Consider the following 18,120-nt stretch of genomic DNA (forward strand, 5'->3'; position numbering starts at 1 on the left):
GTCAGGCGCGCCAGAAGGGTTTGGCCGTCTCGATCAGCACTTCGGCGGTCGTCAGGCCAATGTCTTGGTACAATTCAGGGTCCAGGCGCTTGAGCGCCGCGCGCGTGCGGGCCCGCATTTCCCATGTCGCAAGCGTCGAACCGGCCTGCAGGAGCGCCGTCGCGACCGGCGATGCAGCGTTTTGTGCATATGCATTCAGGGCAGGATGTTCGAACGCGGGAGCGGCCATGGGATGTTCCTTTCGAGGCGGACCTTTGTGTTGCTTGTGTTGATACAATTTCACCGCTAGGGTGTATTCGATAGATACAATCTGCCCCGCATCAAATCCAGCGATACATTGTTATGGGTACAATAACGGATCGGAATATCATCGAGGTCGACTTCGGGGCCGACGATCGCCCGAAGTACCTCGTCCTCGAAGCCGCCATCCGCGACGCGATCCGCCGCGGAATCCTGTTACCGGGCAAAAGGTTACCCGCAACACGCGACCTCGCCTGGCGGATCGGCGTGACCCCCGGCACCGTCGCCCGCGCCTATACCCGCCTGACGGAGGACGGCACCCTCGACGCCGCCGTCGGGCGCGGCACCTTCGTCTCCGAGACCGGCGCAGGCCCCGCCCCGATCTACCGGGAGTTCCAGGCCCTCGAAGTCGATTCGACCCCCCACCTCAGCGGCGGCGACAACTACGTCGTGAACCTCCTGTCCCCCCACCTGCCCTCCGTCGGCCAGGCCCGCCTCATCCGAAAGCACCTGGGCGCGGTCGCCGCCGATCCTCCGTCGGGCATGATGCACTACCCGAACCATGCCAGCGAGCGCCCGGCCCGGGAGGCGGCGCGGGAATTCCTGTCTCATCCGACACTTGGACCGCTCGAGGCGGACGACATCGCACTCACGAGCGGGGGGCAGCACGCGATCAGCCTCGTGCTCCAGACCGTCCTGTCGGGCCGCCGCCCGGCCGTTCTGGTGGAAGATCTGACCTACCCCGGCTTCCGCCGCGTGGCCGAGATGCTGCGCGCCGACATCATCCCCGTCACCACAGATGCCGCGGGAATCGTGCCCGAAGCGCTCGAAGCAGCCGCGCGAAATGCGGACGCGCAGATCCTCTGCACATCGCCCGACGTGCACAACCCGACCTGCGCGGTGACGCCCGAGTCGCGCCGCCGCGCCATCGTCGAGATCGCGCGCAACGCGAACATCCAGATCCTCGAGGACGACTGCTACCAGATGGTGCGCAGCGACCTGCCGAGCTATCGCCTGCTCGCGCCGGAGCGCACATGGCACATCTCTTCCATCGCCAAGACGATCACCCCTGCCCTGCGCCTCGGCTTCGCGATGGCCCCCCGCGCGCATCGCCTCGCCCTGCGCCGGGCTGCGGAGTACAGCTCTTTCGGGCTTGCCACGCCGATGAGCGATCTTGCCGCCCGGCTCCTCGTCGACCCGGCCCTGCCCGCGCTCATGGCCGAGACGCGCGAGGTCGTCTCCACCTACGCGCGGGCCGCGGCGCGGATCCTGGAGGGTTACGACCTGCACTGGCGAGAGGACATCTCGTTCCTCTGGCTCCTGCTGCCCGACGGCTGGCGCGCCTCCGCCTTCTGCCGCGCGGCTGAGGGTGTGGGCGTAAAGGTGCGGGCAGCCGAGGAATACGCGGCCCGCGAGGCCAACGCCCCCCACGCCGTCCGCTTCGCCGTGAACTCCGGCGTGTCGCTGCGCAGCTTCGAGGAGGCCGTGGGCCGCCTGCGCGGCCTGCTCGACCATCCGCCCGAGGATCTGGGCGTCTGAATATGGGGTAAAATAGAACCCCATTTGAAACCCTCTGATGAACAATGGTTTTTCGGAAATCACGGCCATTGACGCGGCCCGAGGCATCTCTATAAGCACGCCATCCGGGGCCTTGCCCCACCGTCATTCAACCGATCAACAGGAGTGGGCCCCGTGAAGACCTTCACCATGACCCCCGACCAGATCGAGAAGAAGTGGATCCTGATCGACGCCGAGGGCGTGGTTCTGGGTCGTCTCGCCTCGATCATCGCGATGCGCCTGCGCGGCAAGCACAAGGCCACCTTCACGCCCAGCATGGACATGGGCGACAACGTCATCGTCATCAACGCCGAGAAGGTGCAGATCACGGGCGACAAGCGCGAGAAGCCGAACTACTGGCACACCGGCCATCCGGGCGGCATCAAGTCGCGCACCACGCAGGAGATCCTCGAGGGCAAGTACCCCGAGCGCGTGCTCACGCAGGCCGTCAAGCGGATGCTGCCGGGCAACAAGCTCTCGCGTCAGCAGATGACGAACCTTCGCGTCTACGCCGGGGCCGAGCACCCGCACGAGGCGCAGTCGCCCGAAGTCCTCGACGTCAAGTCGATGAACCCCAAGAACACGCGGAGCGCTTGATCATGGCCGAGCAACTGAACTCCCTCGAAGACCTCAAGGGTGCCGTCGACACCGCCGCCCCTGCCGAGGGTGGCGAACAGGTCCTCCTCGACACCTCCGCGCCCCGCGAGCCCGTTCGCGACGAGCTGGGCCGGTCCTATGCCACCGGCAAGCGCAAGGATGCGGTCGCCCGCGTCTGGATCAAGCCGGGCTCCGGCAAGGTCACCGTGAACGGCAAGGACATGGACAAGTACTTCGCCCGTCCGGTGCTGCAGATGATCCTGCGCCAGCCGTTCCAGATCACCGATCGCGAAGGCCAGTTCGACGTCATGGCGACCGTCAAGGGCGGTGGCCTCTCGGGTCAGGCCGGGGCCGTGAAGCACGGCGTCTCGAAGGCGTTGCAGCTCTATGAGCCCGCCCTGCGCGCGCCGCTCAAGGCCGCCGGCTTCCTCACCCGCGACAGCCGCGTGGTCGAGCGCAAGAAGTACGGCAAGGCCAAGGCCCGCAAGAGCTTCCAGTTCTCCAAGCGTTGATTTGAGCGCCGACTTTCGTAAAGGGCCCGCCATGTGCGGGCCTTTTTTTGTTCAAAACAGCAATATACAATCCGTGGGCATCTTTTTTCGGAGATCAACTCTAATGAAAACTAAAGCATGGCTGTCGATTTTGCCCCCACTCCTGATTGGATTTCAGGCCGAGGCTGCCACGGTGTCCTGTAACTTCTTCGAAGGAGCCGTATTTGATTCCGAGCTAAATTGGGTCGGCGTACCCTCCGATAACGCGATGTTCTCCCTTATGTCTGAAGAACTGTCGGTCGAACTCGACAACAGTCTTCTTGCACAACTGGATACTGGCAAACCGTTTTTCGTGTCGGAGCATAGAAAGGGCAAGATATACATCGCAGGCAGTGATGCAGGCGTTCTTGGTAAAATGGTATCCAGAACAGAAGACGGCTCAACGGTCTGGGACGGCTTTTGCCAAGTCGGCTTTGGGTAAAACGACCCTGCGCCCCGGCGGGCCTTTTCTTTTGCGCGGGCGGGTTGCCGCGTGTTTGCCGCAGGGGGAGCCGGTGCCAAGGACAGACCGGATGCATCGGGCTAGCCTGCGCCCATGATCCGTTTTCTGTTTACCCGCATCCTGCTGTTTCTGATCGCCGTTTGCGGCTGGGGGATCGTGGGGTTCGGGGCCTGGATCGGCTGGCGCGGCCTCGTGCTCTATGCCGCCGACCCGGTGCTGATGGGCACGGGCGGGGGCCTTGCGATCGGGGGGCTCCTCGTCGTCGCGCTCACGCTCGCCGCGCGGGTGCAGGTGACCACGGCCGAGACGACGCAGGCAATCCTCGCGCACCTCGAAAAGCGGGGCACAGACGCGCCGGTCAAGCCGGCATCCCCGAAGACGGACACCCGGATCGCGCCCACGTTCACCCGGCGCTGAGACCCTTGCCAAGGTCCGACCCCTCGCGCAGTGTCGAACGGACCGACACGAGGGGGTGCCGTTGCAGCAGGAGACGACACGCGGGCTGACGCTCATCGCGCCGCCGCTCCTCTATGCGGTGGCGCTCATGGCCGGGCCGCTCCTCGCGATCGTCGTCTTCAGCTTCTGGACGCAGGACTACCTCACGATCGACCGCACGCTGACCCTCGCCAACTACCGCGAGGCGCTCTCCGATCCGATCTACCGCGCCATCCTGCTGCGCAGCCTCTGGATCTCGGGGCTCGTGACACTCATCACCGTCGCGCTCGCCTTCCCGGTCGCCTATTTCGTCAGCTTCCATGTCGATCCGTCGAAGAAATCGCTCTGGCTCTTCCTCATCACCATCCCGTTCTGGACAAGCTACCTTCTGCGCATCTTCCTCTGGAAGGTGATGCTCGGCTTCAACGGGGTGCTCAATTCGATCTTCGCTTACATCAACATCCCGCTCGAAGCCCTTGGAAACGCAACCGGAATAGCCTGGCTGCAAGAGGGACTGAGCGCGCCGCTCTACTCGGCCTCCGCCGTCGTCCTGACGCTCAGCCATGCCTTCGCGCCCTTCGCGATCCTGCCGATCTTCGTCGCGCTCGAGAAGATCGACCGCAGCCTCCTCGAAGCCGCGCGTGATCTCGGCGAGACGGCGGTGACGACCTTCCTGCGCGTGACGCTGCCGCTTGCGGCCCCCGGCGTCGTCGCCGCGCTCCTCATCGTCTTCATCCCCACCGTGGGCGACTACGTGACCCCGGCACAGGTGGGCGGGCCGGGCGGCCTGATGATCGCCAACATGATCCAGACGCAGTTCCTCGGCCTCAACAACGCGCCCATGGGCGCGACGCTGGCCGTCCTCGCGATGCTGGTCGTCACGGTGATCGCGCTGGCGACCATCTGGCTCGCCCGGCGGCTGAGCGGGGTACGCCCCTGATGCTGCGGACCTACGTGATCGCCTTCCTGATCTTCCTCTATGCGCCGATCACGCTCCTGCCCGTCTTCGCGTTCAATTCCGGCACGGTGATCGCCTTTCCGCTCGACGGCTTCACGCTCGAATGGTTCGCCGCCCTGCGCACCAACCGGGAGCTGCATTCCGCGCTCGCCAATTCGCTCACGGTCGCCGGAACGACGGCGGTGATCTCCGTGCTCCTCGGGCTCATGGCCGCGCGGGCGAACGTACGCTACCGCTTCCCGGCCAAGGCGGCGGCGATGGGCCTCGTGATGATCCCGCTGGTCCTGCCCGAGATCATCGTCGCCACCTCGCTCCTCGTCGTCGTCGTGCAGTTCTTCGGCTGGTCGCTCTCGCTCGTCACCGTCGTCGCGGCGCATGTCCTCATCTGCACGCCCTTCGCTGTCGCCATTCTGAACGCCAGCTTCCAATCGCTCGATCCCGCGCTCGAAGAGGCGGCCATCGACCTCGGCGAGACACGGGCCTCGACCTTCCGGCTCGTCACCCTGCCGCTCGTCATGCCGGGGATCATCGCCTCGCTCCTGATCTGCTTCACGATCTCGCTCGACGAGTTCATCATCGCCTTCTTCCTGACCGGAAGCGACACCACCCTGCCCGTCTACATCTGGTCGCTCCTGCGCTTCCCGAAGCAACTGCCGATCATCATGGCGCTCGGCACGCTTCTGGTGCTCGCGTCGATCCTCATCCTGACACTGGCCGAATGGAACCGCCGCCGCGGCATCGCGCGGGCGGGCGGCAGCGATAGCGGAGGGTTCCTGTGAGCCTCATCAGCCTGCGCGGCATCGAGAAGTACTACGGCACCTACCATGCCCTGCGCGGCATCGACCTCGACATCGGCGCGGGCGAGTTCTTCTCGCTCCTCGGGCCGTCGGGCTGCGGCAAGACCACGCTTCTGCGCGTCATCGCCGGGTTCGAGGGCGTCTCGGAGGGAACCGTCACGATATCGGACCGGGACATGACCCGCGTGCCGCCGAACAAGCGGCCGACGAACATGGTGTTCCAGTCCTACGCCATCTTCCCGCATCTGACGGTGGCGCAGAACGTGGCCTTCGGGCTGCGCAGGCGGTCCGATCTGAACCGGCAGGCGAAGGACACGCTCGTGGAGGAGGCGCTCGACATGGTCGGCCTCGGCGGCTTCGGGGCGCGCGCCTCGACCGCGCTCTCGGGGGGGCAGCGGCAGCGGGTGGCGCTTGCGCGGGCGCTGGTGCTGCGGCCCAAGGTTCTCCTGCTCGACGAGCCGCTCTCGGCGCTCGACAAGAAGATGCGCGAACAGATGCAGGTGGAGCTCATCCGCCTGCAGCGGCAGGTCGGCATCACCTTCATCCTCGTCACCCACGATCAGGAGGAGGCGCTCGTCATGTCGGACCGCATCGCGGTGATGTTCGACGGAAAGATCGCGCAGCTGGCCGAAGCCGAGGCACTCTACCGTCGCCCCGTCTCGCGCCGCGTCGCGGAGTTCATCGGGGTGATGAACTTCCTGCCCGCGACCGTGGCCGACGGCGTCGTGGACGCGCAGGGGCTGGGCAAGATCGTGGTCGAGGACCTGCAGTCCGAAGCGACGACCGACGGCGAGACGATGGTCGGGTTTCGCCCGGAGACCGCAACCCTCCTCTTCCCCGGGCAGGACAGCGAGGGCCGCGTGGCGCGGGGGACGGTGAGCGAGGTGGTCTACTATGGCGACATGACCTACTATGACGTGCGCCTCGACGGCTGCGAGCGGCCCGTGCGCATTTCGATGCGCAACGTCTTCGGTCGCCCCGTGCTCGACATCGGTGCCGAGGCCCGGCTCGCCTGGTCGCCGGGTGCGCTGACGCTGTTCCGGTAGTGGCGAAGCGTCATGGTCAGGCGCGACCCGACCATCTCTGGCGGGAGCCGCGCGGCGGTAGCCGGGAGATCCTCGGGTCGAGCCCGAGGATGACGGCTCCGCGACCGGCTTGATCGACCGACCGGATCGGGCCACCCTGCGCCGAAAAACACGAGGCACCGATGCGACCGATCTTCTCCACTCTTTTTCTGACCGCGCTCCTCGCCACCGCCCTGCCCGGCCCGGTGCCGGCGCAGACGCTCTATGTGGCGCAGACGAGCGACGGGTACCTCAACATGCGGTCCGGTCCCGGCACGCGGTTCGACGTCCTGCGCCGGCTCTCGCCGGGCGACCGCGTCGACGTGCAGGAGACGGAGGGCAGCTGGTACTACGTCCGCCTGCCTTCGGGCGCGCGGGGCTGGGTCTCGGGCAACTTCCTGGAGCGGGGCCAGGAGGCCACGGGCCTGCTCTTCGTGGCGCGCAGCGACGACGGCTATCTCAACCTGCGCGCCGGCCCCGGCACCGATCACGAGATCCTGCGTCGGATGTATCCCGGCGACCGGCTGGATGCGCTCGGCCGTCAGGGCCGATGGGTGCAGGTGCGCCACGTCTCGGGCGCCGTGGGCTGGGCCTACGACGCCTATCTGACGCGCTGAGCTCATGCCGGAGATCAAACCGCCTCCCAAGAAACAGGTGACCTGCTGGGCATGCGCGGAGCCTATGCGAACGGAGAAACAGGAGCGTTGCCACAACTGCCATATCTGGCTAAGCGGCCGCACGCGCCTTCTGGGCGCAGCAAATGTCGGGATCGCGGCCATGGCCGCTCTGGCAGCGGCGGGGTTCGCTGCCTTTGGAGAATGGACTGACTACGAAGCCCGGAACGACATGGATTTCGATCTTCGGGCGCAGAGCATCGAGGTAAAGTCGGGCGACACAGACGATGTATCCCTGGCGCTCAACCTGCTCTACGTCGGGCGAAGCCGGAATGCCCTTCGTTTTCCCGATAACGTCACCTGTAAGACAACTCCGAACGATTTTGAGACAGCCACGGACGACATCTCCTTCGATCTACCCAAGCGGAATCGGCATCTTTATTCGGGACGATCCGAAAGAGAGATTTCGGTTGTTTACTACGGAGCGCTCACAGCCGACATCGACACCAACAGATTTAAAACCCTAGAGTGCAACCTCACAGTTCAGAACGAATATGGGGTAAACACGATGCTGTCCCTAGAGGACATCCGGGTGGTCGACCGTCGCAAGTAATCAATCGCGCGGCAGCTCAATGACCCGCACGGCATGGCCCTTGCAGGCGAGCGCGATCTCGCCCTCGCAGAGGCGCAACGCATCCGTGCCGAAGACCGTCTTGCGCCACCCCTTGGCCCAGTCACCGTCGCGGGTGCCCGAAGCGATGTCGTCGAGATCGGAGGCCGTGGCGATCAGCTTGGCGGCGACGCCGGCCTTCTCGGCCTTGGCCTTCAGGAGGACGCGCAGCAGATCCGCGAGGGCCGCGTTGATCTGATCGCGGTTCTTCTGGCTCGGCAGATCCGGCAGGTCCGCCTTGTCGACCGCAAGTCCGGCGGCCACCGCCGCGAGGATGCCATCGGCGATCGCGCCCTTGCGGGCCTCGCGCAGGAGAAGCCGGGCCTTGCCAAGCTCGGCGGGCGTCTTGGGCTTCATCGAGGCAAGCTCCAGCAGCGCATCGTCCTTGAAGACGCGACTGCGGGGCACGTTGTTCGTCTGCGCGTAGTCCTCGCGGAAGGCGGCAAGCTCCCGCGCGATGGCGGCGTAACGGGGCGAAGGGTTGCGCATCTTGAGCCGTCGCCACGCGTCGCGCGGCTCCACCCGGTACGTCGCCGGGTCGCGCAGCACGTCCATCTCCTCCTCGACCCATGGGGTGCGGCCCGTCTTCGCAAGCTCGGCGGCGAGGTGCTCGTAGATGTCGCGCAGGTGCGTCACGTCGGCCAGCGCGTATTTCTTCTGCGCATCGGTCAGCGGGCGGCGCGACCAATCGGTGAAGCGCGACGACTTGTCGACCTGCGCCTTCGCGACCCGGCGCACGAGCGTCTCGTAGCCCACCTGCTCGCCGAAGCCGCAGACCATCGCCGCGACCTGCGTATCGAAGAGCGGCGCGGGGATCGTATCGCCCTCGACCGCGAAGATCTCCAGATCCTGCCGCGCGGCGTGAAAGACCTTCACGACGCCGGCGTCGCGGAAGAGATCGTAGAGCGGCGCGAGGTCGATCCCTTCGGCCAGCGGGTCGACGAGCACGGCATCGTCGGTGCCGTCCCCGCGATAGGCCAGCTGGATCAGGCAGAGCTTGGAGTAGTAGGTGCGCTCGCGCAGGAACTCGGTGTCGACGGTGACGTAGTCGGCCCGGGCGGCGTCGGCGCAGAAGGCGGCCAGATCTTCGGTCGTGGTGATCGTCTTGATGGTCGGGGCGGAAATGGCGGTGATCCTTCGTGAAACTCGGGCGGTTCTAGTCGATTTGCAGCACCGGGGGAAGATCCAGCCGGCTCCGGTCGCCCGCGGCGACGCGACGGAGGACCGCCGGATAGAGCCTGTGTTCCTGTTCGAGGACGCGGGCGGCGAGCGTCTCGGCACTGTCGTCCGGCAGAACGGGAACGCGCGCCTGCCCGAGGATCGGTCCGGCATCGAGATCGGCGGTCACCTCGTGAACGCTGCATCCCGCCTCGGCATCGCCGGCCTCGATCGCCCGCGCATGGGTGTCGAGACCGGGATATTTCGGCAGAAGCGAGGGATGGATGTTGAGCATCCGCCCGGACCAGGCCCCGGTAAAACCGGGTGTCAGAATGCGCATGAACCCCGCGAGCGCCAGGAGGTCGGGCGCCGCGGGCAGAAGCGCCTCCTGCAGCGCGGCCTCGAAGGCTGCGCGGTCCGGGTAGGCGCGGTGATCGACCACGGCCGTCGGAAGGCCGAGATCGGCGGCCCGCGCGAGCCCCCCTGCGTCGGGCCGGTTCGAGAGCACGAGGCACGGGCGCGCGGGGTGATCGCCGGTCATGCTCCGCGCGAGCGTGACCATGTTGCTGCCGCTCCCCGAGATCAGGATGGCGACACGCATTACCAATTCGGCGTTCCAGCGTAGCGGACGCCAGCACCCTCGGTCACGGTGCCGATACGGCTGACGGTCTCGCCCTCGCCCGCCAGCAGCTCGGTCAGCGCCTCGGCCCGGTCGGCCGCGCAGACGACGACCATGCCGATCCCGCAATTGAATGTCTTGAGCATCTCGTCCCGTGCGATGCCACCCGTCTCGGCCAGCCAGCCGAAGACGGGCGGCGGGGTCCAGGCGGTGAGGTCGATGTCGCAGCCGAGCCCCTCGGGCAGGATGCGCGGCAGGTTCTCGGTCAGCCCCCCGCCGGTGATATGGGCGAGCGCGTGGACGCCGCCCGCGCGCACCGCCGCCAGCGCCGGCAGCACGTAGAGCCGGGTCGGCGCAAGTAGGGCCTCGCCCAGCGGACCCTCCTCGAAGGGGGCGGCGTCGGTCCAGCCGAGGCCCGCGTGCTCGACCACGCGGCGCACGAGCGAATAGCCGTTCGAATGGACGCCGTTCGACCCGAGGCCCAGCAGCACGTCGCCCGCCGCGACACCCGCCGGCAGGTCCGCGCCGCGCTCCATCGCGCCGACGGCGAAGCCCGCGAGGTCGAAGTCGCCGGCGTGGTACATGCCCGGCATCTCCGCCGTCTCACCCCCGATCAGGGCGCAGCCAGAGGCGCTGCAGCCCGCCGCGATGCCCTCGATCACCTGCGCCGCCTCCTCGGTCACGAGCTTGCCCGTCGCGAAGTAGTCGAGGAAGAAGAGCGGCTCTGCCCCCTGGCAGACGAGGTCGTTGACACACATCGCCACGAGGTCGACGCCTACCGTGTCGAGCTTGCCGGTGTCGATGGCGAGCCGCAGCTTGGTGCCCACGCCGTCGGTGGCACCCACGAGGATCGGATCGGCGTAGCCGGCGGCCTTGAGGTCGAAGAGCGCACCGAAGCCGCCGAGCCCCGCCATCGTACCCGGCCTCTGCGTTGCCCGGGCTGCGGGTTTGATCCGCTCGATGAGCGCGTTGCCCGCGTCGATGTCCACGCCTGCGCCGCTGTAGGTCAGGCCCCCGCTCTTGTCGCTCATCTGCTCTCACCCCCGATCCTGTACCGTCGCGCGCGCCCTAGCAGGCCGCCCGTCGCGCTTCAACGCTGCTTGAGGATGCCCTTCGCGCCGACCGTCAGGAACCAGCGGTTGATGAAGACGACGATCACGGAGACGACGAGGACGATCCCGAGCGAGATGCCCACCGCCGTCGGCCCGGCCGCCCCTGTTGCGGCAAGCCCGCCGAGCGCGAGGAGAAGCTGGAGACCGGCATAGATCAGAGCCCCGAAGACCGAGAGACGCCAGGCTGGCGCGCCCTCGGGCAAGGCCCCGCGTTCGCGTCCCCAGGTCTGCCCGGTGACGAGGCCCGCGATCATCGGGGGAATCACGGCCGCGGCCCCGGCCGGCAGGCTCACCTGCGCCAGGATCCCCAGCACGATGTTGAGCACGATGAGGCCGGCCACCCCCGCGACGAGGATCATTGTGTAGCGCCCCAGGTACGGCACGGGCGGCTCGGGTGTCTCGGTCACGTCCATCGGTCCTTCTGTCATCGCCGCACCATCGACCGCGACGGGTCGCGCGGCAAGCCCGATCGCACGCTCCTCGCTTGACGGGCGCGGGCGGTCTGCTAGGCCGTCTTCCACGGGGGCCTGTAGCTCAATTGGTTAGAGCAGAGCGCTCATAACGCTTTGGTTGCGGGTTCAAGTCCTGCCGGGCCTACCATTCCCCTATCGCGGTAACACGATCTGCGCGCTGAGGCCGCCGAGCCCCGACTCGCCGAGCCGCAGCGTTCCGCCGTGGGCGCGGGCGACGTCCCGCACGATGGCGAGGCCCAGGCCGACGTTGCCTGCCGTGTTGGAGCGCGCGCTGTCGAGGCGCGCGAAGGGGCGCATCGCCTCCTCCCGGTCGGTCTCGGGAATGCCGGGGCCGTCGTCCTCGACCGAAATGACGAGCGCGGAGGCCGCCACCTGCAGCCCGACGCGCACCTCCTCGCCATAGCGCAAGGCGTTCTTCACGAGGTTCGCAACCGCGCGGCTCAACCCGTCGGGATAGACGTCGGCCGTCACCTCGGGCCCGTCGACGGCGATGCCCCGGCCCGGCGCGGCCATGTCCACCGCCCCTCGCAGGAGCGGGCCGAGCTCCGTCGCCTGCCGAACGTCGTTGGCGTTCTCGCGGGAGAACTCGAGGAAGGTATCGATGATCCGCTCCATCGAGGCCACGTCCTCGGCCAGGGCCGTCGCCTCGGGGACGTCCATCATCGACAGCTCCAGCTTCATGCGCGTGAGCGGCGTGCGCAGGTCATGGCTCACCCCCGACAGGAGGAGCGTGCGCTGCTCGATGTGGCGTTCGATCCGGGCGCGCATCTCGAGAAAGGCCGTCCCCGCGGCGCGCACCTCGGTCGCGCCCGAGGGGCGATAGTCGGCGACGTGCCCCCGTCCAAAGGCCTGCGCCGCACGGGCCAGCCGCCGAATGGGCCGGATCTGCCCGCGCATGAAGAGCGCCGACACCGCGGTCATGATGAGCGCCGTCGCGACCATCAGCACGAGCAGCTGATGCGGATTGGCCGCCGAGACGTTGCCGCGGTCGAAGCGCAGGCCGGTGCCGTCTTCGAAGCCCAGTTGCACGGTCTTGCGCAGCGACACCGTGTCGACCCGGACGAGATCGGGAAAGCGGTCCATCAGCTCCTCGCGCATGGCCCGGCCCGATAGGTCCCACGGACGCAGGCGCATCCCCGCGGGCGGCGCGACGATCTCGATGTCGAGGCGCGACGCGAGCTCCGGCTCGGCGCGCACGAGGGCAATCTCGCGCGACATGTTGCGTGTCATCTGCACCGTCACGTCCTCGTAGTGCCGTTGCAGGAACATCACCGCGACGGCAAGCTGCAGCGTGATGATGGGCAGAATCAGGATGAGCGCCGCCCGCGCGTAGAAACTGCGCGGCAGCCAGCGGCGGGCAAGCACCCTGCGGGCCGGATCGGGGGAGACGGACATGGACGAAGGCTATCCGCCGCCGCGGCCGGAGGAAAGCGGCCTGATCCGCGTCCTCGCGCCGAATCCGTCGCCGATGACCGGGGCCGGAACCAACAGCTTCGTCGTGGGGCACGGCGACGTGGCCGTGATCGACCCGGGCCCGGCGATCCCCGCGCATCTCGACGCGCTGCTGGCGGCCGTCGCGGGACGGCCGGTGCGCGCGATCCTCGTCACCCACTCCCATCTCGACCATTCGCCGGCGGCACGGCACCTCGCCGACCGGCTGGGCGGCGTCGAGGTGCTTGCCTTCGGCTCCCCGGACGCCGGACGCTCGGGAACGATGCGCCGCCTCGCCGGGCTGGGCGGTGGCGAGGGTGTGGACGCGGATTTCATCCCCGATCGTCGTCTCGTTACCGGTGACACAGTCGCGGGCGACGGCTGGACGCTCCGCGCCCACCACACGCCAGGGCACATGGCGAACCACCTGAGCTTCGAATGGATGGAGGCGCGCGCCGTCTTCACCGGCGATACGGTGATGGGCTGGGCCAGCACCATGATCTCCCCGCCCGACGGCGACCTCGGACAGTTCATGGCCTCGCTCGACCGGCTCGAAAACCTCGACGCGCGGCGCTTCCATCCGGGCCACGGACCTTCGGTCGACGATCCGGGCGCGCGCTGCCGCGACCTGCGGGCGCATCGGCTTGCGCGGGAGGCGGCGATCTTTGCCGCGCTGCCCGATGCCCCGACGATTCCCGCCCTCGTCGCCCGGATATACGTCGACACGCCCCCCGCCCTGCACCCGGCGGCGGCGCGCAACGTGCTGGCGCATCTCGTGCATCTGGTCGAGACGGGTCGTGTCCGCGCCGACCCCCATCCGAGACCCGACGCGCGTTACGTCCAAATGTAAAAAACCCGCGCTGCCCCCTTGCGCGAACCGGCGGGCTTGGCTAATCCCGCCTTCGTTGTTCCGGCGTAGCTCAGCGGTAGAGCAGTTGACTGTTAATCAATTGGTCGTAGGTTCGATCCCTACCGCCGGAGCCAACATCCCCTAGCGCGAGACAGTCGGGGGAAAGCCCGCAAGGGCCTGGCGGGTATGGTGAAAAGGTATCACGAAAGCTTCCCAAGCTTCAGTTACGGGTTCGATTCCCGTTACCCGCTCCAGTAAATACAATATCTTACGACCCGAACTTCAGGTACTTGCGTTGTCCTGTCAGCGCGGTAGACCTGTGGCATGACGCTGCCCCTCCTCGCCCCGCTCTCGACCGATGATCTGCGCGCCGCGGGCGTGCCCGAGCCGTTCGCCTTCGGGCAGGCCGACCGTGTGCGGTTTCACGAACTCGACGTCCTCGATCACGTCAACAACGCCTGCTACCTGAGCTGGTTCGAGACGCTGCGCATCGCCTATCTGCGCGCCTACGGGATCAGCGCCTACGAGGGCACGGCGGACAGGCCCGTGCTCGTGCTGAAGTCCGTCTCGGTGGACTACAAGGTGCCGCTGCACCTCGAGGAGGTGTACGTCGTGGCCGGGCGCACGCGGGCCTACCGCAACCGGTCCTGGACGATGGAATACGGCGTCTGGTCCGACGGGCGGCACTGCGCCAGCGGCGAGGCCGTCATCGTGCTGATGGAAAACGACTTCACGACCCGCAAGGCCCTGCCCGAGAGCTATGTCGAAGCCTTCCGCACCCGTGACGGGGCCGTCTACGAGGGCTGAAGTGCTCAGGTCCGCCAGTCGAGAAGCTGCCCAAGAAGCGCGCGGGTCGAGGCATCCTTGTCGCTTGCATCCCCGCCCTCGACGAGCGGCCCGAGCGACGTCGCAAGCTCCTTGCCGAGCTCCACGCCCCACTGGTCAAAGCTGTTGATGCCGAGCATGACGCCCTCGACGAAGACCCGGTGTTCGTAGAGCGCGATGATGCCACCCAGGACCTCGGGCGTCAGCCGCGGGTACACGAGCGTGCAGGACGGGCGATTGCCCTCGAAGACGCGGTGGGCCGCCTGCCGTTCGAGCTCCGCGCCGGTGAAGCGGTCCGCGATCATCGCGCGCGCCTCCGCGTGGCTGCGCCCCTTCAGGAGCGCCTCCGATTGCGCGAGGCAGTTCGCGATGAGCAGCCGGTGGTGATGGTCGAGCGCGGGGTCGGCCCCTTCGGCGGCCACCATGAACTCGCACGGCACTGGCGTCCTGCCCTGGTGGATGAGCTGGTAGAAGGCGTGCTGGCCGTTCGTGCCGGGCTCGCCCCAGACGACCGGCCCGGCCGGTCCTTCGAGCGGGTCGCCCGCCATCGTCACGCCCTTGCCGTTCGACTCCATCTCCAGCTGCTGCAGATAGGCCGGCAGCCGGGCGAGGCGGTCGTCGTAGGGCAGAACCGCGCGGGTCGGGAAGCCGCAGACCTGATGGTGCCAGATCCCAATGAGCGCGAGCAGGACGGGCATGTTGGCCCGGAGTGGTGCCTCGCGGAAGTGATCGTCCATCTCGCGCGCGCCCTTCAGGAACGCGTCGAAATTGCGCGGTCCGATGGCGATCATCAGGCTGAGGCCGATTGGCCCCCAGACGGAGTAGCGGCCGCCCACCCAGTCCTCGAAGCCGAAGACGCGGGCGGGGTCGATGCCGAAGTCGGAGGTCTTGTCCTCGGCGGTCGAGAGCGCGGCGAACTGCGCCGCCGGGTCGGCCAGCGTCTCGCCCATCCAGTCGCGCGCCGTCTTCGCGTTGGTCAGGGTTTCGATCGTGGTGAAGGTCTTGGAGGCGACGATGACGAGCGTGCGCGCCGGGTCGAGGTGCCGCGCGGTGTCGGCCCAATCGGCCGCGTCGACGTTCGACACGAAATGGCAGCGCGGCCCGTCGTGGAACGGGGCGAGCGCCCGGACGGCCATCGCCGGGCCGAGGTCGGAACCGCCGATGCCGATGTTGACGACATCCGTAATCCGCCCGCCTGCGCCTTGAAACGTGCCGTCGCGGACCTCGGTGGCGAAGGCGCGCATCCGGTCGAGCGTCTGCTGCACGCCGGGCATCACGTCTTTGCCGTCGACCGTCACCGGCCGGGTGCCGCGCAATGCCGTATGGAGAACGGCGCGGCCTTCGGTCTCATTGATCTTCGCGCCCTCGAACATCGCATCGCGCCGTTCGGGCACCTCGACGGCCAGCGCGAGGAGGCGGTCGAGGGTCTCTTCGGTCAGCGCGGTCTTCGAGGCGTCGAAGAGAAACGGACCGGTCGCGACGCGCAGGCGAGCGTTGCGCGCGCCATCGCCGAGGACGTCGGTGATGCGTGGCCGGGCCATGGCGCGCAGGGCCTCTATCTCGGTCCAGAAGTCCATCTTCTCTCTCCTCAGGGGGCCCAGTGGACCACGGCGTCTTTCAGGAAAGCGGCGATCGGGGCCTCCATCGGGTCGCGTCCGCGCGCGCCTTCGAGGATCGCGCGTTTCTCGTCGCCCATGATCAGGATATGGGTGTCCATCGCGGTCGCCAGAACCCGGCGCGACAGGGTCACCCGTGGCTCCCCCGCCCCGTCGGCGCGCATGGGCACCAGCGTGGGCGCATCGGCGGACATGGCAAGCTCCAGCTTGTCCGCGCCGGGGAACAGGCTTGCCGTGTGCATGTCGGTGCCCATGCCGAGCAGCAGGAGCGAGATCGGCAGCTCGGGCGAGAAAGCCGGTTCGAGGTCCGGAATACCGGCCTCCGGCGTCTCCGCGTCGTTGACCATGGGCACGAGCACCGCTCTTTCGGCCCGGTCGGTCAGAAGCGTGGATTTCAGGAGCGTCGTGTTAGACCGCGCGTGCCCCTCGGGCACCCAGCGTTCGTCGTTGAGGAAGACATGCACCCGGCCCCAGTCGAGATCGACGCCCGAGAGCGTGTGGAACGTCTCGCCCGGGGAGGAGCCGCCGGGGACGCAGAAGCTCGCATGGTCGTGCACGAGCAGGCATTTGCGCAGGAGACTGCCCAGCTCGTCGGCCAGGCCCATCGCCAGCATTTCGCGGTCGGGATAGCTGCGGAAGTCCATGCTCAATCCTCCAGATCGCGCCAGCGGCGGCCGTCACGCAGCATCAGCGCCAACGCCTCCTCGGGCCCGGAGGAGCCCTGCGCGTATTGCTTCGGCGTATCGCCCCGCTCCTCCCAGGCGCGGATGATCGGGTCGGTCCAGGCCCAGGCGGCCTCCACCTCGTCGCCGCGCATGAAGAGCGTCTGGTTGCCGCGGATCACGTCCATGATGAGCCGCTCGTAGGCATCCGGCATCTCCTCCCCGTCGGGGCCGAGCGCCTCGGCGAAGGTCATGTCGAGTGGTACGTTGACGAGGCGCATGCCCCCGGGCCCTGGCTCCTTGATGGTGACCGAGAGGTCCATCCCCTCGTCCGGTTGCAGCCGGATGGTCAGGCGGTTCGCGGTCGAGCCCTCGTCGCGCTCGAAGATCGAGTGGGGCGTTTCCTTGAACTGGACCACGATCTCGGACATCCGCTCGGTCATCCGCTTGCCCGTGCGCAGGTAAAAGGGCGTATGCTTCCAGCGCCAGTTGGAGATGCCAATCTTGAGCGCGATGTAGGATTCGGTCTTCGAATCCGGGTTCTCCGCGTCCTCGACGTAGGACGGCTCGGGACCGGCCTTGTACTGCCCGCGCACCACGTCCGACGGCGGCACCGGGTCGAGCGCGCGGATGACCTTGAGCTTCTCGTCGCGCAGCCGGTCCGGATCGAAGGCGGCGGGCGGCTCCATCGCGGTGAGGCATAGAAGCTGCATCAGATGGTTCTGCACCATGTCGCGCATCGCGCCCGAGGTATCGTAGTAGGAACCGCGCCCGCCGACGCCCACGGTCTCGGCCACGGTGATCTGCACGTGGTCGATGAAGCGCTCGTTCCAGAGCGGCTCGAAGAGCACGTTCGAGAAACGCACGGCCATCAGGTTCTGCACCGTCTCCTTCCCGAGGAAATGGTCGATGCGGTAGATCTGATCCTCATGGAAGGAGGCGGCGAGGTCGGCGTTGAGCTTCTTGGCCGTCTCGAGGTCGGTACCGAAGGGCTTTTCCACGACGAGACGCGAGTTGTCGCAGGCGATGCCGTGGCTGCGCAGCTTCTCGGCCAGCGCGCCGAAGATCGAGGGAGCGACCGAGAAGTAGAACGCCTTGACCACCTCATCGCGCACGCTCTTCTTCAGCTCCTTCCAGCCACCTTCGCCCTTGGCGTCTATCGCGATATAGGAGCATTGCGCGACGAAGGCGTCGATGGTGCCCGCATCCTTCTTGGCATCGCTCACGAATTCGTCGAGCGCCCCGCGCACGAGGTCGCGGAAGTCATCGTCGCTCAACTCCGACCGGGCGGCCCCGATAACGCGCGCGTCCTCCGGCATCTGCCCGGCCACGAAGCGGCGGTAAAGCGACGGCAGGATCTTGCGCCGGGCGAGGTCGCCCGTGGCTCCGAAGAGGACCAGATCAAAGGGATCGGTGGGAATCGTGCGGGAGACCATCGTCGCTCCTTCG

The 18,120-nt window shown here is 67.4% G+C and carries 21 protein-coding genes and 3 tRNA genes; 15 read left to right on the forward strand and 9 right to left on the reverse strand.

All coding sequences use genetic code 11. The annotated features are described in order from the left end of the window. Position 1: 1 nt before the first annotated feature. Positions 2-229: a DUF1127 domain-containing protein gene (locus HSX43_RS11910; RefSeq protein ID WP_179380363.1), complete on the reverse strand. Its 228-nt coding sequence runs from the start codon at positions 227-229 to the stop codon at positions 2-4. Positions 230-342: 113 nt separating this feature from the next. Here HSX43_RS11910 and HSX43_RS11915 point away from each other — a divergent pair, with 113 nt between their 5' ends. The 10 genes from HSX43_RS11915 to HSX43_RS11960 all read left to right on the forward strand — a co-directional run bounded on the left by HSX43_RS11915 (position 343) and on the right by HSX43_RS11960 (position 7,868). Beyond that, positions 343-1,779, forward strand: a complete 1,437-nt coding sequence (locus HSX43_RS11915; protein WP_179380364.1) for an aminotransferase-like domain-containing protein — start codon at positions 343-345, stop codon at positions 1,777-1,779. A gap of 153 nt (positions 1,780-1,932) precedes the next feature. Then, positions 1,933-2,394 carry a 50S ribosomal protein L13 gene (gene rplM, locus HSX43_RS11920; protein WP_179380365.1) on the forward strand — a complete coding sequence of 154 codons (462 nt, stop codon included), beginning with the start codon at positions 1,933-1,935 and terminating at the stop codon, positions 2,392-2,394. Between the two features lie 2 nt (positions 2,395-2,396). Further along, entirely contained in the window at positions 2,397-2,906 is a 510-nt protein-coding gene (gene rpsI / locus HSX43_RS11925) for a 30S ribosomal protein S9 (protein ID WP_179380366.1), read from the forward strand. Positions 2,907-3,009: 103 nt separating this feature from the next. Beyond that, positions 3,010-3,366, forward strand: coding sequence for a hypothetical protein (locus tag HSX43_RS11930; protein ID WP_179380367.1), 357 nt, complete (start codon positions 3,010-3,012; stop codon positions 3,364-3,366). 114 nt (positions 3,367-3,480) lie between these two features. Further along, entirely contained in the window at positions 3,481-3,804 is a 324-nt protein-coding gene (locus HSX43_RS11935; RefSeq protein WP_179380368.1) for a hypothetical protein, read from the forward strand. Between the two features lie 61 nt (positions 3,805-3,865). Then, on the forward strand, positions 3,866-4,762 hold the full coding sequence (locus HSX43_RS11940; RefSeq protein WP_235962640.1) for an ABC transporter permease: 897 nt from the start codon (positions 3,866-3,868) through the stop codon (positions 4,760-4,762). Beyond that, on the forward strand, positions 4,762-5,559 hold the full coding sequence (locus tag HSX43_RS11945) for an ABC transporter permease (RefSeq protein ID WP_179380369.1): 798 nt from the start codon (positions 4,762-4,764) through the stop codon (positions 5,557-5,559). Before HSX43_RS11940 ends, HSX43_RS11945 begins: the two co-directional genes overlap by 1 nt. Next, positions 5,556-6,623 carry an ABC transporter ATP-binding protein gene (locus tag HSX43_RS11950; RefSeq protein ID WP_179380370.1) on the forward strand — a complete coding sequence of 356 codons (1,068 nt, stop codon included), beginning with the start codon at positions 5,556-5,558 and terminating at the stop codon, positions 6,621-6,623. The genes HSX43_RS11945 and HSX43_RS11950 overlap by 4 nt, the downstream gene beginning before the upstream one ends. A gap of 161 nt (positions 6,624-6,784) precedes the next feature. Then, the gene (locus tag HSX43_RS11955; RefSeq protein ID WP_179380371.1) at positions 6,785-7,258 is read left to right on the forward strand and encodes an SH3 domain-containing protein; all 474 of its coding nucleotides are present in this window, start codon (positions 6,785-6,787) and stop codon (positions 7,256-7,258) included. Positions 7,259-7,262: 4 nt separating this feature from the next. Beyond that, the gene (locus HSX43_RS11960; RefSeq protein ID WP_179380372.1) at positions 7,263-7,868 is read left to right on the forward strand and encodes a hypothetical protein; all 606 of its coding nucleotides are present in this window, start codon (positions 7,263-7,265) and stop codon (positions 7,866-7,868) included. On the opposite strand, the gene rnd is transcribed toward HSX43_RS11960, so the two are convergent. Genes rnd through HSX43_RS11980 form a run of 4 tightly spaced genes read right to left on the reverse strand, consistent with a single transcriptional unit; the run spans position 7,869 to position 11,242 of the window. Beyond that, positions 7,869-9,035 carry a ribonuclease D gene (gene rnd / locus HSX43_RS11965; protein ID WP_179380482.1) on the reverse strand — a complete coding sequence of 389 codons (1,167 nt, stop codon included), beginning with the start codon at positions 9,033-9,035 and terminating at the stop codon, positions 7,869-7,871. It abuts the gene before it with no gap. A 46-nt stretch (positions 9,036-9,081) separates the two neighbouring features. Next, complete coding sequence (purN, locus tag HSX43_RS11970) at positions 9,082-9,684, reverse strand: phosphoribosylglycinamide formyltransferase (protein WP_179380373.1); 603 nt, start codon at positions 9,682-9,684, stop codon at positions 9,082-9,084. After that, the gene (gene purM / locus HSX43_RS11975; RefSeq protein ID WP_179380374.1) at positions 9,684-10,733 is read right to left on the reverse strand and encodes a phosphoribosylformylglycinamidine cyclo-ligase; all 1,050 of its coding nucleotides are present in this window, start codon (positions 10,731-10,733) and stop codon (positions 9,684-9,686) included. Before purM ends, purN begins: the two co-directional genes overlap by 1 nt. Before the next feature lie 59 nt (positions 10,734-10,792). Next, complete coding sequence (locus HSX43_RS11980; protein ID WP_179380375.1) at positions 10,793-11,242, reverse strand: ABZJ_00895 family protein; 450 nt, start codon at positions 11,240-11,242, stop codon at positions 10,793-10,795. 95 nt (positions 11,243-11,337) lie between these two features. Here HSX43_RS11980 and HSX43_RS11985 point away from each other — a divergent pair. After that, positions 11,338-11,414, forward strand: a tRNA-Ile gene (locus HSX43_RS11985). Positions 11,415-11,419: 5 nt separating this feature from the next. On the opposite strand, the gene HSX43_RS11990 is transcribed toward HSX43_RS11985, so the two are convergent. Then, entirely contained in the window at positions 11,420-12,682 is a 1,263-nt protein-coding gene (locus tag HSX43_RS11990; protein ID WP_179380376.1) for an ATP-binding protein, read from the reverse strand. Here HSX43_RS11990 and HSX43_RS11995 point away from each other — a divergent pair. The 4 genes from HSX43_RS11995 (at position 12,681) to HSX43_RS12010 (ending at position 14,375) form a co-directional block, all read left to right on the forward strand. After that, positions 12,681-13,568, forward strand: coding sequence for an MBL fold metallo-hydrolase (locus HSX43_RS11995; RefSeq protein ID WP_179380377.1), 888 nt, complete (start codon positions 12,681-12,683; stop codon positions 13,566-13,568). The genes HSX43_RS11990 and HSX43_RS11995 overlap by 2 nt on opposite strands. A 59-nt stretch (positions 13,569-13,627) precedes the next feature. Next, a tRNA-Asn gene (locus HSX43_RS12000) sits at positions 13,628-13,702 on the forward strand. 46 nt (positions 13,703-13,748) lie between these two features. Then, positions 13,749-13,822, forward strand: a tRNA-Gly gene (locus HSX43_RS12005). A 70-nt stretch (positions 13,823-13,892) separates the two neighbouring features. Beyond that, positions 13,893-14,375 carry an acyl-CoA thioesterase gene (locus HSX43_RS12010; protein WP_179380378.1) on the forward strand — a complete coding sequence of 161 codons (483 nt, stop codon included), beginning with the start codon at positions 13,893-13,895 and terminating at the stop codon, positions 14,373-14,375. A gap of 5 nt (positions 14,376-14,380) precedes the next feature. Here HSX43_RS12010 and pgi read toward each other — a convergent pair whose 3' ends face one another. Genes pgi through zwf form a run of 3 tightly spaced genes read right to left on the reverse strand, consistent with a single transcriptional unit; the run spans position 14,381 to position 18,107 of the window. Continuing rightward, entirely contained in the window at positions 14,381-15,970 is a 1,590-nt protein-coding gene (pgi, locus tag HSX43_RS12015; RefSeq protein WP_179380379.1) for a glucose-6-phosphate isomerase, read from the reverse strand. Between the two features lie 11 nt (positions 15,971-15,981). Continuing rightward, complete coding sequence (pgl, locus tag HSX43_RS12020) at positions 15,982-16,653, reverse strand: 6-phosphogluconolactonase (protein WP_179380380.1); 672 nt, start codon at positions 16,651-16,653, stop codon at positions 15,982-15,984. A gap of 2 nt (positions 16,654-16,655) precedes the next feature. After that, a complete protein-coding gene (gene zwf, locus HSX43_RS12025) occupies positions 16,656-18,107 on the reverse strand; it encodes a glucose-6-phosphate dehydrogenase (RefSeq protein WP_179380381.1) in 1,452 nt (483 codons plus the stop codon). Positions 18,108-18,120 lie beyond the last annotated feature (13 nt).

The organism is Jannaschia marina (assembly GCF_013404595.1).
Lineage (GTDB): Bacteria > Pseudomonadota > Alphaproteobacteria > Rhodobacterales > Rhodobacteraceae > Jannaschia > Jannaschia marina.

Coding starts and splice junctions, on each gene's coding strand:
- HSX43_RS11910 (WP_179380363.1), bottom strand. CDS start 229: ATGGCCGCTCCCGCGTTCGAACATCCTGCCCTGAATGCATATGCACAA.
- HSX43_RS11915 (WP_179380364.1), top strand. CDS start 343: ATGGGTACAATAACGGATCGGAATATCATCGAGGTCGACTTCGGGGCC.
- rpsI (WP_179380366.1), top strand. CDS start 2,397: ATGGCCGAGCAACTGAACTCCCTCGAAGACCTCAAGGGTGCCGTCGAC.
- HSX43_RS11930 (WP_179380367.1), top strand. CDS start 3,010: ATGAAAACTAAAGCATGGCTGTCGATTTTGCCCCCACTCCTGATTGGA.
- HSX43_RS11935 (WP_179380368.1), top strand. CDS start 3,481: ATGATCCGTTTTCTGTTTACCCGCATCCTGCTGTTTCTGATCGCCGTT.
- HSX43_RS11945 (WP_179380369.1), top strand. CDS start 4,762: ATGCTGCGGACCTACGTGATCGCCTTCCTGATCTTCCTCTATGCGCCG.
- HSX43_RS11955 (WP_179380371.1), top strand. CDS start 6,785: ATGCGACCGATCTTCTCCACTCTTTTTCTGACCGCGCTCCTCGCCACC.
- HSX43_RS11960 (WP_179380372.1), top strand. CDS start 7,263: ATGCCGGAGATCAAACCGCCTCCCAAGAAACAGGTGACCTGCTGGGCA.
- purN (WP_179380373.1), bottom strand. CDS start 9,684: ATGCGTGTCGCCATCCTGATCTCGGGGAGCGGCAGCAACATGGTCACG.
- purM (WP_179380374.1), bottom strand. CDS start 10,733: ATGAGCGACAAGAGCGGGGGCCTGACCTACAGCGGCGCAGGCGTGGAC.
- HSX43_RS11980 (WP_179380375.1), bottom strand. CDS start 11,242: ATGACAGAAGGACCGATGGACGTGACCGAGACACCCGAGCCGCCCGTG.
- HSX43_RS11995 (WP_179380377.1), top strand. CDS start 12,681: ATGGACGAAGGCTATCCGCCGCCGCGGCCGGAGGAAAGCGGCCTGATC.
- HSX43_RS11990 (WP_179380376.1), bottom strand. CDS start 12,682: ATGTCCGTCTCCCCCGATCCGGCCCGCAGGGTGCTTGCCCGCCGCTGG.
- HSX43_RS12010 (WP_179380378.1), top strand. CDS start 13,893: ATGACGCTGCCCCTCCTCGCCCCGCTCTCGACCGATGATCTGCGCGCC.
- pgi (WP_179380379.1), bottom strand. CDS start 15,970: ATGGACTTCTGGACCGAGATAGAGGCCCTGCGCGCCATGGCCCGGCCA.
- pgl (WP_179380380.1), bottom strand. CDS start 16,653: ATGGACTTCCGCAGCTATCCCGACCGCGAAATGCTGGCGATGGGCCTG.
- zwf (WP_179380381.1), bottom strand. CDS start 18,107: ATGGTCTCCCGCACGATTCCCACCGATCCCTTTGATCTGGTCCTCTTC.